At 74.4% G+C, this 14993-nt stretch carries 14 protein-coding genes; 4 read left to right on the plus strand and 10 right to left on the minus strand.

Annotation, left to right across the window (positions count from 1 at the left end):
* Positions 1-47 precede the first annotated feature (47 nt).
* From ELQ39_RS21055 to ELQ39_RS21075, 5 genes are all read right to left on the minus strand, one after another.
* Positions 48-791, minus strand: a complete 744-nt coding sequence (locus ELQ39_RS21055; protein WP_242593394.1) for an ABC transporter ATP-binding protein — start codon at positions 789-791, stop codon at positions 48-50.
* Positions 788-1366: a hypothetical protein gene (locus tag ELQ39_RS21060; RefSeq protein WP_242593396.1), complete on the minus strand. Its 579-nt coding sequence runs from the start codon at positions 1364-1366 to the stop codon at positions 788-790. Before ELQ39_RS21060 ends, ELQ39_RS21055 begins: the two co-directional genes overlap by 4 nt.
* Positions 1363-2496 (minus strand): hypothetical protein, encoded by a 1134-nt coding sequence (locus ELQ39_RS21065; RefSeq protein ID WP_225628059.1) that lies wholly within the window; start codon positions 2494-2496, stop codon positions 1363-1365. The genes ELQ39_RS21060 and ELQ39_RS21065 overlap by 4 nt, the downstream gene beginning before the upstream one ends.
* Before the next feature lie 217 nt (positions 2497-2713).
* Positions 2714-3136 carry a hypothetical protein gene (locus ELQ39_RS21070; RefSeq protein WP_190000658.1) on the minus strand — a complete coding sequence of 141 codons (423 nt, stop codon included), beginning with the start codon at positions 3134-3136 and terminating at the stop codon, positions 2714-2716.
* A gap of 201 nt (positions 3137-3337) precedes the next feature.
* A complete protein-coding gene (locus tag ELQ39_RS21075; protein ID WP_242593398.1) occupies positions 3338-6217 on the minus strand; it encodes a beta-N-acetylglucosaminidase domain-containing protein in 2880 nt (959 codons plus the stop codon).
* 266 nt (positions 6218-6483) lie between these two features.
* Here ELQ39_RS21075 and ELQ39_RS21080 point away from each other — a divergent pair, with 266 nt between their 5' ends.
* From ELQ39_RS21080 to ELQ39_RS21090, 3 genes are all read left to right on the plus strand, one after another.
* Positions 6484-6780, plus strand: coding sequence for a hypothetical protein (locus tag ELQ39_RS21080; protein ID WP_242593400.1), 297 nt, complete (start codon positions 6484-6486; stop codon positions 6778-6780).
* Position 6781: 1 nt separating this feature from the next.
* Positions 6782-8908, plus strand: a complete 2127-nt coding sequence (gene malQ / locus ELQ39_RS21085; RefSeq protein ID WP_242593402.1) for a 4-alpha-glucanotransferase — start codon at positions 6782-6784, stop codon at positions 8906-8908.
* Positions 8909-8975: 67 nt separating this feature from the next.
* Entirely contained in the window at positions 8976-9251 is a 276-nt protein-coding gene (locus ELQ39_RS21090; RefSeq protein WP_190000655.1) for a hypothetical protein, read from the plus strand.
* Between the two features lie 122 nt (positions 9252-9373).
* On the opposite strand, the gene ELQ39_RS21095 is transcribed toward ELQ39_RS21090, so the two are convergent.
* The 4 genes from ELQ39_RS21095 to ELQ39_RS21110 form a co-directional block, all read right to left on the minus strand.
* Positions 9374-10066 (minus strand): response regulator, encoded by a 693-nt coding sequence (locus ELQ39_RS21095; protein ID WP_242593403.1) that lies wholly within the window; start codon positions 10064-10066, stop codon positions 9374-9376.
* 4 nt (positions 10067-10070) lie between these two features.
* Positions 10071-11291 (minus strand): sensor histidine kinase, encoded by a 1221-nt coding sequence (locus ELQ39_RS21100; protein WP_242593405.1) that lies wholly within the window; start codon positions 11289-11291, stop codon positions 10071-10073.
* 26 nt (positions 11292-11317) lie between these two features.
* Positions 11318-12196, minus strand: a complete 879-nt coding sequence (locus ELQ39_RS21105) for a CPBP family intramembrane glutamic endopeptidase (protein ID WP_242593407.1) — start codon at positions 12194-12196, stop codon at positions 11318-11320.
* A 149-nt stretch (positions 12197-12345) separates the two neighbouring features.
* Positions 12346-12858 carry a MarR family winged helix-turn-helix transcriptional regulator gene (locus ELQ39_RS21110; protein ID WP_225628052.1) on the minus strand — a complete coding sequence of 171 codons (513 nt, stop codon included), beginning with the start codon at positions 12856-12858 and terminating at the stop codon, positions 12346-12348.
* A gap of 108 nt (positions 12859-12966) precedes the next feature.
* Between ELQ39_RS21110 and ELQ39_RS21115 the strand changes: the two genes are divergently transcribed.
* Entirely contained in the window at positions 12967-13995 is a 1029-nt protein-coding gene (locus ELQ39_RS21115; protein WP_242593409.1) for an EamA family transporter, read from the plus strand.
* 74 nt (positions 13996-14069) lie between these two features.
* On the opposite strand, the gene ELQ39_RS21120 is transcribed toward ELQ39_RS21115, so the two are convergent.
* Positions 14070-14963 (minus strand): NADP-dependent oxidoreductase, encoded by an 894-nt coding sequence (locus ELQ39_RS21120; RefSeq protein WP_242593411.1) that lies wholly within the window; start codon positions 14961-14963, stop codon positions 14070-14072.
* Positions 14964-14993 lie beyond the last annotated feature (30 nt).

Here is a 14993-nt window from a genome sequence, read left to right on the forward strand (position 1 = left end):
CGTCGTCGCGCCCCGGACCGTCCCCGCGGTCCCGGGTGCCCCGTCCCTCAGGCGGCCACGCCGTTGTCCCGGAGGAGAGCCGTGTACGCCGCCTCGGCGGCGCGCCCCTCCACGGTGCCCGGCGGGGTGTGGCGCAGGAACGCCCGGGTGTCGCCGTGATGCAGGATCCGGCCGCCGTGCACCACGGTGACGTGATCGGCCTCCTCCGCCAGATCGGCGACGTCGTGCGTGGACAGGAGCACCCGCACGTCATCGGTGAGCGCGCGCAGGTTGTCGCGGAACACGCGGCGCTGGTAGGGGTCCATGCCCGCGGTCGGCTCGTCCAGCAGCAGGACGCGCGCGCCGTGCACCAGCGCCCCGGCGACGCCCACGCGCCGCAACTGGCCGCCGGACAGCTGCCCGGTGCGGTCGTCGGCCTTGTCGGCCAGGTCCACGCGCACCAGCGCCTTGCGGGCCTGCTTCCAGGCGTCCGCGCGGTTCATGCCCTTCAGCCAGCCGATGTAGGCGACGTACTCGCGGGCGGTGAGGGTGGGCATGGGCGCGATGTCCTGCGGCATCCACGCCACGGCCCGCCGGTACGCCGGGGTGCCCGCGCGCATGTCGTCCAGGACCACCTCGCCCGCCTGCGGCCGGTTCACCGAGGCCGCCAGCTTCAGGAGGGTGGACTTGCCGGCGCCGTTCGGGCCGAGGAGGACGGTCATCCCGTCCGGCAGGGCGTAGGAGAAGTCGCTCAGCACCGGCCGCTTCCAGCGCCGGTAGCCGTAGGTGCAGTTGCGCAGTTCGAGTGTCACGCTGTCTTCCTCGACGAAGGGATCTGGGCCACGAGACCGACGGCGAACACCGTCGCACAGGCGACCGCGGCGAACACGTCGTCCGCGGGCAGGGCGATCACCGTCCAGGGGCGCGGGATGTTGCCGCGGAACCCGATCACCACGACGGTGACCAGCCAGCCGACGGGCACCATGACCGCCGCCTGGCCGGCCCAGGCCCGTCCGATCAGCATCAGACCGGTCAGGAACAGGGCGTTGCGCGCCCCGGTGGTCGCGGCAGCGGTGCCCTGCAGTGCGGCGACAGCCACGCTGCACAGGGCCGCGGCGGCCATGACCGAGATGACGAGCGCGTTGTCGAACCAGATCAGGGACCGCACGCCGGACGCCTCGGCGGACGGGAGCCGTGACTCCAGCACCGCCATGAGCAGGGCGAACAGCGGCACCGGGACGAACAGGGACAGCGCCACCCGCGGGCTGCCCGTGACGGAGGGCAGCAGCACCGTGGTGTCCTGCACCGCGAACAGGGCCAGCGTGAACAGCGCCAGGCCGAGAGGCAGCAGGGTGTAGCCCCTGCGGGCCTTGAACCACCACCTCACGACTGCTCCGTACCGCAGGCGGCGAGGGAGCGCCTGACCCACCGGGTCTGCTCGGCCGGCGACGTGGACAGCACCCGGGTGACGTCCGCCTGTACCTGCTCCTCGAGCTGCCGGGCCACCGGCGTCAGACCTTCCTCCTCGCGGCGCTTGCGGTAAGCGTCCTCCTGGCCGGTCCTGGACGCGGCCCACAGCCAGACGCCATGGGCGGTCCTGGCGTCCACCTGCTCGCATCTGAAGCGCAGCGACCGGACCACGACCCGGTAGACGGCGTCACCGCTCTGCATCGGCCCGGTGAGCGCCATGCGCCAGACGGCGTCGGTCGACGGCTTGTGCAGACGGCCGTCGACATAGCTGTCGGTGATCAGCCGGGGCCGCGCCGAGGTCGCGCCCGCCTCGCGCAGCGTGTCCAGCGCCTCGGCCGTGTCCCGCTGCACCTGAGGCAGGGTGCCGGCGGTGAATTCCGGGACGCACATGCGGGGGGCCTCACCGGTGCACGTCATGGCCACGTGGCCGGCGGTCAGCGGAGGCGTGGCCGTCCAGGGGACGGCCGTCCGGTACGCGCCGAGGGCGCCGCCCGCCGCGACGGCGAGTGCGAGTGCGGCACGGAGCGCGAGCGGCCCGTACGGGAGCCACAGGAGCAGGAGCCCCACGGCCACACCGCCCGCCAGCAGGACCGGCACGAGGACGGTGACGAGACCGGGCACCTCGCCGAAGCCTATGGAGCCGTACTGGCCGGAGACGTGACGGGGCCAGTAGGGCAGCACCGACCTGGTGAACGCGACGGTGATCCAGTCGGCCACGGCCAGGATCGGCGTGGCGATGACCCGCGGGATCCAGCAGCCCACGGCGAAGCCGAGGACGGCGTGGGCGACGCACAGCACCATGGCGCCGAGCGGCAGCCGGAGGCTGTCCGGTGTGGGCAGCGTGCCGGAGCGCGCGAGCGACAGCGCCGGGGGCACCAGGACGACCAGCCACGCCAGCACCACGGCCGGCGCCAGGGCGTTGGCCGCGATGCGGTAGCGGGACCGTGCGGGTGCGAGTTCCCAGACGCGAGCGCTGCGCAGTCGTCCGCTTTCCCAGCAGGAGAGCGCCGCGGCCACCGCATAAGCCAGCGCATAAAGCGTCTTCAAAGGCTCCGCGACAATGCTGGGCGCGTAATGGTAATAACTGGAAAGCGGGGCTGTTTCCCCGGTGACGTAATAAAGCAGCGCAAGAAAGAGAACGGCGGGTGAGGCCCATCGCGCACTACCGCTGCGGAAGGCGGTGCTGAATTTCATGCTGATTCACCGGACTGTTCTTCGGTCGACGGGGAGGGGTGCCCGGTGGGCACCCCTCGGGGCTGGTCGATCAGCCGTCGGCCTTGGTGGTGTCCACCGTGACGGTGCTGACGCTCAGCTGCGGGCCGAAGGTCGAGCCGCCGATCTTCATGATCTTGAAGTAGTAGTCGCGCTTGCCGGACGGCAGGTCGGTCCACTCACCGTTGCTGGTGCCGCCGCTGAAGCAGGCCGTGAACGTCTTGTTGTCGTACGACTCGTCGGGCTGCAGCGAGATGTCGTTCCACATCTGCACGTCGGTGCTCTTCGAGCCGTCCGTCCGGCAGTTGGTGAACTGGACCTGCGAGTACAGCTCGTCCGACCAGCGCCGGGACTCGAAGCCCACGCTGGCGCCCGTTATGGAGCTGCTCCAGTTGGCCTGGGCGAGCGGCGCGAGGGCCAGCGTGATCACTGCTGCGGTACCGGCGATGGTGGAAATGCGAACGCTGTTCTTCATCTTCCCCTGTTTCCGTAAAGACACGAGGAAGCTCGCGCGAGTGGTGTCCCCCCACTTTTACCGCCCCCCGTGCGGCCGAATGTCGGCCAGCCCGGAAAAGCTAGCAGCAGACTTGACTGAGGGTCAACTTTATTTGCCTGAGGCGGCCTTCGCCTTTTCAGCTGTCCGATTGGCCGGGCGTGGACGGTGTGCCGCAAATGATCATTTTGCGACCGCGTACGCCTCCACCGACCACAGCGAGTACCCGTACCGCGTGGCCCGCCGTTCGCCCTGGACGCGGATGTGGCGGACGTCCGGCTCGTCCATGCGGACCGTCTCGTGGCCGCCGCGGCTGTCGTGGACCTCCGCCGCGGTGCGCCAGGCGTGGCCGTCCCGGGAGACCTCCACGCGGTACGCCGAGGCGTGCGCGTCCTGCCAGTGCAGGTCGACCCTGCCCAGCCGCACCGGGCGGTCCAGTTCCACCTGCCACCACGCGTCGTCCTCGGCCGGCGACGACCAACGCGTGCCGGTCTCCCCGTCGTTGGCCGCCGAGGCCGGGAAGTCGGGCGTCTCGTCGGCCGAGGACTCCGCGCGGCCGGTACGGGCCACGTCGCGGCCCTCGACGGGCGGCACCGCGTCCACGGTCAGTGTGCGGGCCGCGCCGCCGAAGCCCAGGCGGACGTCGTAGGAGCGGGTGGGCGTGCCGGGCTTCACGGTCACCTCGACCGGCACCCGCACCGGCGTCCCGCGCGGCACGGACAGCGGCTCCTTCGGCACCCGCACCTCGACGCCCTCCGGCGCGTCCACGGTGAGCCGGTCCCGTACGTCCTCGGGGCGGGCCGAGCCGAGGGTGACCGTCACCGTGCGGGTGCGGCCGATGTCGGCGTCGGCGCGGCCGCCGGGCAGCTCCACCACGGCGTCCGGCACGTCGGCGAACCACGGCACCACGTGCCGCACCCGCTCCGGATCCACGTCCACGACCCGGACGGCGTCAACCGGCCGCCCGCCGGCGCGCAGTTCGGTGGCGCCCTCAGCGGCCAGCGCGCCGATCCGCCGCCAGGCCCCGGCCTGCGTACGCACCTCCACGGAACCCGTGGTGCCCGGTTCGGCCAGCACCGTCACGGTGTCCAGCACCCGGGCGCGCTCCAGCCGCAGCGTGCCGCCGTCGCTCCCGCCGGGCGCCTGCGCGATGCCCGCCCAGCTCTCGTACGCCGTGCGCGCCCGGGCCAGGAACGGATCCAGCACGCCCTCCGCGACCGTGACCCGCGCCGACCGGAGTTCCGTACGCAGCGCCTCCAGCCGCCGGTACGCGGCCCAGGCCTCGCCCGCGTCACCCGCCTGCTGGGCGCGCAGCATGTCCAGCGCGGCCGTGCCGGCCTCGCCGTAACGGGCGAGGCGTCCGGTCCAGGGGGTGATCTCGTCGGAGAGGGAGGTGCCGGACAGCCGGCCGGGCAGCTCGCGCAGATCGGTGAAGGCGGCGCGGAGCCGCCCTGCCGCCGCCGTGTCGCCTTCACCGCGCGCGGCGGGCCGGGTACGCCAGAACTCCTCGAGCAGCGGCCGCAGATACGCCGCGTCCGTGCCGCCCAGCACCGAGGAGGCGGTGTTGCGGGCGAGGGCGGTCAGCGCCTTCCCGCGCCGGGCGTCACCGCCTGCCAGGTCGGCGATCGCGGCCCGCCAGGACTCCTGGGGGCGGTACTCGCGCGGGTTCCAGGCGAAGTCGGCGGCCGTGAAGAGGGGGATGCGGGACGCCTCGGGCTGTTCCATCGCATTGGCGAGCAGCGCGGCGGAACCGGCGGCCACGGCGGGCTCCCGGCCCTGGTAGGGGCCGAGGAACAGGCGCTCGGGCGCGTAGTCGTTGACCGGGTAGTTGTCCATCGTCACCAGCGGGTGGGCGAACACCTCGCGGGCCTCGGACAGCTGACGGCCCGTGATGGTGCGCGGCACCACGCCGACGCCGGTCCACGCCACCTCGACGCCGTCGTCCAGCTCCCGGGCGAGCGCCCGCCGGTACGCGGTCGAGCCGTCCTCGTAGTACTCGGTGGGCATCAGGGACAGCGGCGGGGCGCCCGCGTGCCGCCTCGCCAGGTGCCGGGCCACCGCGTTGGCCACGTGCGCCTGGGCGCGGGCGGCCGCCTCGGGTCCGGAGCCGAACCGTTCGGCGTCCGCCCCGCAGTGCCACTCGCTGTAGCTGACGTCCTGGAACTGCACCTGGAAGGCGCGGAAGCCCAGCGCCCACATGGCGTCCAGCTTGCGGGTCAGCGCCCGCAGGTCGTCGTCGGAGGAGAAGCACATCGCCTGTCCGGGCGCCACGGCCCAGCCGAGGGTGACGTGGTTGCGGGCGGCCCGCCCGGCCAGCTCGCGGAACTCCGCGCGCCGCTCGGCCGGGTAGGGCTCGCGCCAGCGGGCCTGCCGGTACAGGTCGTCGCCGGGTGCGTACAGGTACCGGTTCAGCTTGGCGCGTCCCATGAAGTCGAGCTGGCCGAGCCGCTGCCGGTGCGTCCAGGGGGTGCCGTAGAAACCCTCGGTGATGCCGCGCACGGCGGTGGCGGGCCAGTCCCGCACGACGGCGGCGGCGAGCGTGCCGTCCGGGCGGACCAGGCGGCGCAGGGTCTGCACGGCGTGGAAGAGGCCGTCGCCGTCCGCCCCGGTCAGGGTCACGGAGCCGTCGCCGGAGGTGAGCGTGTAGCCGCCCGCCGGAAGGGCGTGACGGGGGTCGGCGGAGGCGTGTTCGCTGCCGGCGCGCACCACGAGCGCCCCCTCGGGCACCGGTGCGCCCGGGTCGGTGAACCGGCGCGCGCCGGCCTCCCGCAGCACGTCCTTCAGCGCCTCCACGGCGTACGGATCCGCTCCCCGCTCGGCGACCAGGGCGACCTCCTCGGTCACCCGGACCGGAGCGCCGTTCGCGCGCAGGGAGTGCGGGCGCGGCCACACCGCCGGGACGTCCGCGGCGGTCGTCCCGGCCGGGCCGGCGGCGGGCGACCGGGCAGGATCCGGGGCGGGCGCGGCCGTCGCGGCGGGTGCGACGCCCAGGGATCCGGCGAGTACGGCGAGTGCGAGTGCCGTCCTCCGTGCGGACGCCGTTCTGCCACGCCACAGCTGCACGAGGCCCCTCCTGATCCCCCGGGACCGGCCGGCGTACGACCGGCGGCCGTGTCCATTCCGTTACCGAGACGCCCCGAGCCCACCACTCCTGGACTGAACGTGTCAATCAGAGGGGGTGTTGTGGCGCATTTGTCCCCCTGTGGAGTGAGAGTGAAGGGAGAGAATGTGACCACGTTCACGTTGAACGACTTTGTGCGTCTGCGCTCGCGTCCACTGGGTAGGGCTGCGAGATGACCCGCACGTCCGGCTCGACGAGGAGGCCCTCGGTGGCTACAGCGGCATACGTCTTTCCCCCGGTCCTGTCCAAACCCGTGGCGGAGCACTCCGCGCCCGAGGCGGAGCACTCCGCCTGCGACCCGCACGACTGCTTCCTCGGCGCCGAGGGCACCGGCGCCGAGGCGCCGCTGACCAGCGAACCCCCGCTGCCCGACGCCGAACCCCTCACCAGCGAACCGCCGCTCGCCGACGCCACCCGGCTGACCAGCGAGTCCGACACCTTCTCCGACCCCTCGGACTCCGCGGGACCCGACGCCTTCCCGGCCCAGTACCACCCGGAGCCCTAGCGTGACCGCGCCACGGCCGGACGGGACCCCCTCCGAGGCGCTGTCCCGGCTCGCCGGCCTGCACGGGGTCGCCACTTCCTACCGCCCCTCCCCGGACATCACCGTCCCGGCCTCGGCCGCCGCCGTCACGCGCGCCCTGGCCGCCCTCGGCGTCGACGCGTCGACCGACGAGGCCGTCCGCGCCGCCCTGGCCGTGCGCGAACAGGAGATCGCCGAGCGGCTGCTGCCCCCGACCGTCGTCGGCTGGGGCGCCCGCCCGCCCGAGGCGCTCGCCGCGCTGCCCGAGGGCGCCCGGCTGGAGATCCGCACCGAGGACGGCGGCACCCGCGCGTCCGCCGAGGACCTCCCGCCCGGCGTGCACCTGCTCACCGCCACCGCCCCCGACGGCCGCACGGCCCGCGCCCACCTGATCGTCGCGCCGCCCCGGCTGCCCACGGTCGAGGGCCGCTCGCACGGGCTGCTGGTGCAGTTGTACTCGCTGCTGTCCCGCCGCTCCTGGGGCATGGGCGACCTCGCCGACCTCGCTGAGCTGGCCGGATGGGCCGGACGCGACCTGGGCGCCGGGTTCGTGCAGGTGAACCCGCTGCACGCGGCCGTCCCGGGACCCCCGACCGACCCCTCCCCGTACCGCCCCTCCTCGCGCCGCTTCCCCGACCCCGTGCACCTGCGGGTCGAGGCCGTGCCCGAGTTCGCGTACGTCGGGGACCGCGAGCGGCTGCACGCCCTGCTGGAGCGGGCGGCGCGGCTGCGCGAGGCGGTGCTCGGCAAGGGCGAGCTGATCGACCGGGACGCCGTCTGGGACGCCAAGCGGGAGGCCCTCGAACTGGTGCGGACGGTCCCGCTCGGCCCCGGCCGCGCCGCCGCCCTGCGCGCCTTCCGCGCCGAACAGGGCCAGGCCCTGGAGGACCACGCCACCTGGTACGCGCTCGCCGAGGCGCACGGCCCCGACTGGCGCCGCTGGCCCGCCGCGCTGCGTGACCCCCGCTCGGCGGAGACCGCCCGCGCACGCGAGGAGCTGCGGGACCGCGTCGACTTCCATGCCTGGCTCGTCTGGCTCACCGACGCCCAGCTCACCGCCGCCCAGCGGGCCGCGCGGGAGGCCGGGATGGGCGTGGGGATCGTGCACGACCTGGCCGTCGGCGTGCATCCCACCGGCGCGGACGCCTGGGCACAGCAGGACCACTTCGCGCCCGGCATGTCCGTCGGCGCGCCCCCGGACGCCTTCAACGCGCGCGGCCAGGACTGGGGACTGCCGCCCTGGCGCCCCGACCGCCTCGCCGAGAGCGGGTACGCGCCGTTCCGCGACCTGCTGCGGGGTCTCTTCCGGTACGCGGGCGCCCTGCGCATCGACCATGTGATGGGTCTGTTCCGGCTCTGGTGGGTGCCCGAGGGCCGCCCGCCCACGGAAGGCACGTACGTCCGCTACGACGCCGAGGCCATGCTCGCCGTGCTCGTCCTGGAGGCGTCCCGCGCCGGATCCCTGGTGATCGGCGAGGACCTCGGGACGGTCGAGCCCGGGGTGCGCGAGGCGCTGCGCGAACGGGGAGTGTACGGCACGTCGGTGCTGTGGTTCGAGCGGGACTGGGAGGGCGACCGCCGCCCGCTGCCGCCGGAGCGCTGGCGCGCCGACTGCCTGGCCACGGCCACCACCCACGACCTGCCGTCCACCGCCGCCCGTCTCACCGGCGAGCACGTGGAGCTGCGCGACCGGCTGGGCCTGCTCACCCGGCCGCTCGCCGAGGAGCGGGCGGAGGCCGCCGCGGACGTGGGGGAGTGGCTGGAGCGGCTGGAAGGGCTGGGGCTGCTGCCGCCCGGGACGGACGAGGGCGGTCCGGGTGGCCCCTCCCGGGAGGAGGCCGGGATCCAGGCGGTGTACCGCTACCTGCTGCGCACCCCCGCCCGCATGGTCGGCGTGTGGCTGCCGGACGGGGTCGGGGACCGGCGTCCGCAGAACCTGCCCGGCACCTGGGACCAGTACCCGAACTGGCGGCTGCCCGTCGCCGACGCCGAGGGACGCCCGGTGACACTGGAGGACCTGGCCGCGTCCCCCCGGCTGCGGGCCCTGGTCGACGTGCTGCGCGCCGGCGCCCCGCCGGCCCCCGACGGGTCCGCCCCGCCCGGCCCCTGACCGGCCCGCGCGCCCGTACGGCACCCCGGGCGCGCGGCCCCCGACCGCGTTCGATACGTTGGGGACCGTGGACAAGAAGAACGCCCTGCGCGCCGGCGCCCTGGCAGCCGGTACGACGCTGATGATGCTGCTCATGTCGTCCCCCGCGCTCGCCCTCACCCGCGACGACGGCGACGACCCCGGCACGGGCCTGAGCGTCATCGAGACGCTGGGTCTCTACGTCCTGCTCCCGATCGGGCTCTTCGTGGTCATCGCCGGTCTGGTGATGGCGCTCGACAAGTCCCACCAGAAGAAGGACCCGACGAGCTCCAACATCCGGACCAAGGCGGACGCCAACGCCTGACCCGGGGCCCGCTCGCCCGAGCGGTCCACGCGCGCTTCCCGCAGGGCGCCGGCCTCCGCCGGCGCCCTGCGTCGCGTGCGTACGGCCCGTGCCGCCGGGCCGGCTCACGCACGGCGGCCGGCTCACGTCGTGCCGGGCACCAGTCCGACCCGGTAGGCGAGGACGACGGCCTGGACCCGGTCGCGCAGGCCGAGTTTGGCGAGGATCCGCGACACGTACGTCTTGACGGTCTCGGGCGTGATGAACATCGCCGCGGCGATCTCCGCGTTCGACAGTCCCTCGGCGATCAGCCGGAGCACTTCCAGCTCGCGCGGGGTCAGCGCGCCCACGACGTCCTGCCGGCCCGGCCGGGAGGCGTCGGCCGGACGCAGATGCTGGGCGAAGTGGCCGATGAGGCGGCGGGTGACGGCGGGCGCCAGCAGGGCCTCGCCCCGGGCGACCGTGCGGATGCCGTTGACCAGCTCCGCCGGGGGCGCGTCCTTGAGGAGGAAGCCGCTCGCTCCGGCGCGCAGCGCGTCGTAGACGTAGGAGTCGACGTTGAACGTGGTGACGACCAGTACCTTCGGCGCGTCCTCGGAGTCCGGGCCCGCCAGTTGACGCGTCGCCCGGATGCCGTCGAGCAGCGGCATGCGGACGTCCATCACGACCACGTCGGGGCGCAGCCGCCGGGCTTCCCGCACCGCCTCGTGGCCGTTCTCGGCCTCCCCGACGACCTCCATGTCGGGCTGCGCGGAGAAGATGGTGACGTAGCCGGTCCGCACCAGCGCCTGGTCGTCGCACACGAGCACACGGACAGGTGGCGGCGCATCGTTCACGGGATCACTCCTGGACGGGTCGGGACGGAATCGTGGCGCGGACCTCGAACCCGCCCTCGGGCCGGGGGCCGGCGTTCAGTTCACCACCGAGCATCCGCACGCGTGCACGCAGCCCGGCCAGTCCCCGTCCGCCCGCCGGGCCGGGCTCCCGCAGGACCGGTGCGGAGACCGGCCCGTCGGTGGTGACCTCTATCCCGAGGTGCTCGTCGCCGTGCCGGAGCAGGATCCGGGTCGTCTGCCCCGCCGCGTACTTCATGGCGTTGGTGAGTGCTTCCTGCACCACCCGGTACGCGGCCAGCTCCACCTCCACGCCGCCCGGCCGCCGCTCGCCCGTCTCGTCGAACTCGACCGGCTGGCCCGACCGGCGGGCCTGCTCGACCAGATCCTCCAGCCGCCCCCGGGCCGGCGCCCTCTCCGCGCGCTCCAGGTCCGCGGACGCCGCCTCACCGGTCGCCTCCAGGACGCCGAGCAGATACCGCAGTTCGGTCAGCGCCCGCCGTCCGGTGTCGCTGACGGCCGTCAGGGAACCGGCGGCGCGGTCCGGCGCCGACGTGAGCAGGAACTGCGCCGCGTCGGACTGGACCACCATGGCCGTCACGTGGTGGGTCACCACGTCGTGCAGCTCCCGGGCGATCCGCGCCCGCTCGGCGGCCGTCGCCGCCTCGGCGGTCAGCCGCCGTCGTTCCGCCTCCTCCGTGCGCCGTGCGCGCACCGTGCTTCCCACCTGCCGGACCGCGGCCAGCACCAGCCCGAACGCGAGGTAGTCCGGCAGCGACTGCGGTGAGCCGAGGCGGTCCAGGACGACGGCCAGCACGGCGTATCCGGCACACGCCAGGACGGCGAGCCCGCGGCGGAAGCGGACCTGGTGGGCGCCGGCGGAGTACAGGGCCAGGTACAGCCCCACACTCCCGAACGTCGTCGCGTAGCCGAGGGCCTGGTGCACGGCGAACGCGACCGCGACGACCGCCAGACAGGCCGCCGGTGATCTGCGGCGGAACGCCGAGGGCAGAGTCTGGGCCAGGACCAGTCCGACACCCAGCGCGTCCGCCGGCCGCTCGGGCAGGTCGCCGATCTGCGCGCCGACGCCGGACAGGGTCGGCACGAAGGACAGCAGGGTGAGGGCCAGGGCGAGAACGCCGTCCTTGAGGAGGGCGTCCCGCTCCCGCCACCGGTCGAGCGGAGCACGGAGCGAGGGGGCGCCCCACAGTTCCCGACGGGCCGTCATGTCCGTTCTCCTTCGGTCGGCCTGTCTCAACGGTTCGCGCGCCGGCGGGTGGTGAACCTGCCGCTCCGGCGGGCGAGGACGAGCATCGGGACCGCGAGGGCCACGCCGAGGAGGACGGGCACGACCGACGCCTCCAGGCCGAAGGCGCCGCCGGTCAGCAGATCGGAGCCGTGGACGTCGGCGGTGAACAGACCGTCGGAGGTGTGCCCGGAGACCGGGATGCCGAGCAACTCCACCGTGGTGTTCCAGACGAAGTGCAGCCCCACGACGAACCAGATGCTACGCCGCCACAGGAACGCCGCTCCGAGCAGGACGCCCGCCTCGACGGCGATCGCCAGCGCGCTCCACGCGCTCGCCCCCTCGGCGCCCAGGTGGGCGACACCGAAGAACAGCGAGGTGATCACGAGGGCGGCCCGGCTGCCCCACAGCCGCTCCAGGGCCTGCAGGGCGAGACCGCGGAACATCAGCTCCTCGGTCACCGCGGCGCCGGCCTGCACCATGACCGCGGTCGCGACGACCGACACGACGCCGTCGCCGGCCCAGGAGAAGGAGTAACCCCCGAACGCCGTGATGAGGAGGGCGGAGACGAGGACGAAGCCCAGGCCGATCGCGCCGCCCAGCAGCGCCTCCCGGCCGGCCCCGGACCGGGCGATCTCCGGCACGGAGCGGCCCGCCGCACGGCGCATGACCCACGCGTAGACGGCGACCGCGGCGGCCGCGCCCAGCACCGGCACCGGGCCGGGGCCGGTCGCCGTCAGGCCCGAGACCAGGCCGACGCCGGCCAGGCCGGCGAGCATCCAGCCGAGCGGGGAGCGCGCGATCCGGCGGAGACGGCCGCCGCCGGAGTCGTGGTCCTTGTCCGGACCGGAGTCGGTGGCGTGCGGTGTCTCGGATGTCGTACGCATGGCGGCCTTCCCGTCGTGGCCGCACCCGCTGCGACCTGGGACCACGCTAGGAATCCGCCGCCGCCCGCGAATCACCCGGGCAGGGACAGCTCCTGTAGCTCGCACGGGGGATGCGCGACCGGCTCCCAGGTGTTCCGGGGCGGCGCCGCCTATCGCTCCGTGGCGAGCAGCAACTCCCGCAGCAGGTCCGCCAGCTGGGCCGCCCGCTCCTCGCCGAGGGCGGCCAGTGCCCGCGACTGCTCGGCGACGCCCGCGACCACCGCCTCGTCGATCAGCCGCAGCCCCTCCTCGGTCAGCGTGACCTGGAGTCCGCGCCGGTCGTGCGGGTCGGGTGAGCGGCGCAGCAGCCCCGCGCGCTCCAGTTTGTCGAGACGGCCCGTCATCCCTCCGGTGGTGAGCATCAGAGTGGCCGAGAGCTGCCGGGGCGAGAGCGTGTACGGCTCCCCGGCGCGGCGCAGGGTGGCGAGGACGTCGAACTCGCCCCGGGAGATGCCGAACGGGGCGTACACCTGCTCGTGCCGGTCGCCCATGGCGCGCGCGAGCCGGTAGATGCGCCCGAAGACCTCCATCCCGGCGGTGTCCAGGTCGGGCCGCACCCGGGCCCACTGTTCGATGATCGCGTCGACGGGGTCCGCGGGGCGCGGCTCGGGGCGTGCACTCATAGCCGGGAGTATCCGCGCGGCAGGGGTTGCCCGCAAGAAAGTATCTTGCGGATAAGTAGCTTAAAGCTAAGCTACTTGTGGCTCACTCACTTGTCGGAAGGGGTGTCCATGCCCGCGCACCGTCGCGCCGCCGTCGCCGCGCTCACCGCCCTCGCCCCCGTCTCCTGGGGCACCACCTACGTCGTCACCACCGAGTTCCTGCCGCCGGAACGCCCCCTGTTCACGGCCCTGGTCCGCGCCCTGCCCGCCGGGCTGCTGCTCCTCGCGGTCGCCCGGGTGCTGCCGCGCGGCGCGTGGTGGTGGAAGGCGGCGGTGCTGGGCGCGCTGAACATCGGCGCCTTCTTCCCCCTGCTGTTCCTCTCCGCGTACCGGTTGCCTGGCGGACTGGCGGCGGTCGTCGGCTCCGTGGGTCCGCTGCTGGTGCTGGGCCTGTCGGCGCTGCTGCTGGGGCGGCGGCCCGCGCTTCGGGACGTCCTGGCCGGGGCCGCCGCCGGGCTCGGCGTGAGCATGGTGGTGCTGAAGGCTGCGGGGGCGCTGGACGCGCTGGGCGTGGCGGCGGCGTTCGCCTCCACGGCGTCGATGTCCGCGGGCACGGTGCTGACGCAGAAGTGGGGCCGCCCCGAGGGCGTCGGCCCGCTCGCCCTCACGGGCTGGCAACTGACCGCGGGCGGGCTGCTGATCGCCCCGCTCGCCCTTCTCGCCGAGGGCGCCCCGCCCGCCCTGGACGCCGGCGCGGCCGGAGGCTACGCCTACCTGGCCCTGGTCAACACGGCCGTCGCGTACTGCCTGTGGTTCCGCGGCATCGGCCGCCTCACCGCCACCCAGGCCACGCTGCTGGGCCCGCTGTCCCCGCTGACGGCGGCGGTGCTGGGCTGGGCGGTCCTGGACGAGAGCCTGACCGCTCTCCAACTCGCCGGTATGGCCCTGGCCTTCGGCGCGACGGTGGCGGGCCAGCTGAGGGGGCCGTCAGCCGGGCCGGCCCGAAGCCGGCTCGCACCACACGATCCTGCCCCGGCTGCCCTCCCTGGTCAGCGGCTGCCGGCCCCGCACATCGGCACAGGCCCGCACCGGCGCCGGCCCTCGCCCGTCCTGCCGGTCGAGGTCCGGCGTGAAGGGCCGGGGAGGGGCGGGAGGTGAGGGATCGGCGTCCCACGCCCCGATCAGCGGGACGCCGGTCCGCGACCATCGCACGCGCAGGGCTCACCGCGCGGTCAGATCACGATCACCCGCCGTCCCCTCGTGTGCCCCGCCCGGCTGTCGGTGTGGGCGGCGGCCGCCTCGGCGAGGGAGTAGGCCTTCTCCACCGGGATGTGGAGCCTGCCCTGTTCGAGGAGGCGGACCGTCTCCTTCAGGGCGTCCGGGACGCTGCCCGCGACGTTCGAGAAGCGGACGCCCAGCTCGGGGGCGGTGCGGTCCGCGATGGAGACCACCCTGGCCGGCTCCCCGGTCAGCTCCACGAGCTCGCGGACGACGCCCGCGCCGGCCAGGTCGAGGGCCGCGTCGACCGACGTGAACGCCCGCACCCGTTCCGGCCAGCCCTCCGCGTACGTCGTGGCGTGCGCGCCGAGGCCGCGCAGGTACGCCAGGTTGGCCGCCCCCGCGGTGCCGACCACCGTGATGCCGCGGTCGCGGGCGATCTGCAGCACCGCCGAGCCGACCCCGCCCGACGCGCCGCTGACCAGCAGCGTCTGTCCGGGGCGGATGCCGCACTCGCGCAGGACGCGCAGGGCCGTCTCCATGACCGACGGATAGCCGGCCGCCTCCTCGAAGGGGAGGCCCTCGGGCATCCGGGCCCAGGCGTGCAGCACCGCGAACTCGGCGTAGGTGTCGGTGCCTTCGCCGAAGACGCGGTCACCGGCCGCCACGTCCGTGACGCCCTCGCCGACCTCGTCCACCACACCTGCCGCGTCCAGTCCGACGCCCGAGGGCAGGGACGCCGGGAGGGCCGGACGCATCTGGCCCTCCCGGATCCTCCAGTCGACGGGGTTCACCCCGGCCGCGCGCACGGCGATGCGTATCTCTCCCGGGCCCGCGTGGGGCTTGTCGGCGTCGATGAGGCGAAGGACGTCGGGGCCGCCGAACTCGGCGTAGCTCACTTTCTTCATGCCGTCGACCGTAACACTAACGGTTAGCTC

The sequence above is a fragment of the Streptomyces sp. GB4-14 genome (genome assembly GCF_022696125.1).
Taxonomy (GTDB): Bacteria; Actinomycetota; Actinomycetes; order Streptomycetales; family Streptomycetaceae; genus Streptomyces; species Streptomyces werraensis.

Excerpts from the sequence above, each read along its gene's own strand:
- ELQ39_RS21120 (WP_242593411.1), bottom strand. The coding sequence starts at position 14,963 with ATGAAGAAAGTGAGCTACGCCGAGTTCGGCGGCCCCGACGTCCTTCGC.
- ELQ39_RS21115 (WP_242593409.1), top strand. The coding sequence starts at position 12,967 with ATGCCCGCGCACCGTCGCGCCGCCGTCGCCGCGCTCACCGCCCTCGCC.
- ELQ39_RS21070 (WP_190000658.1), bottom strand. The coding sequence starts at position 3,136 with ATGAAGAACAGCGTTCGCATTTCCACCATCGCCGGTACCGCAGCAGTG.
- ELQ39_RS21100 (WP_242593405.1), bottom strand. The coding sequence starts at position 11,291 with ATGACGGCCCGTCGGGAACTGTGGGGCGCCCCCTCGCTCCGTGCTCCG.
- ELQ39_RS21110 (WP_225628052.1), bottom strand. The coding sequence starts at position 12,858 with ATGAGTGCACGCCCCGAGCCGCGCCCCGCGGACCCCGTCGACGCGATC.
- ELQ39_RS21105 (WP_242593407.1), bottom strand. The coding sequence starts at position 12,196 with ATGCGTACGACATCCGAGACACCGCACGCCACCGACTCCGGTCCGGAC.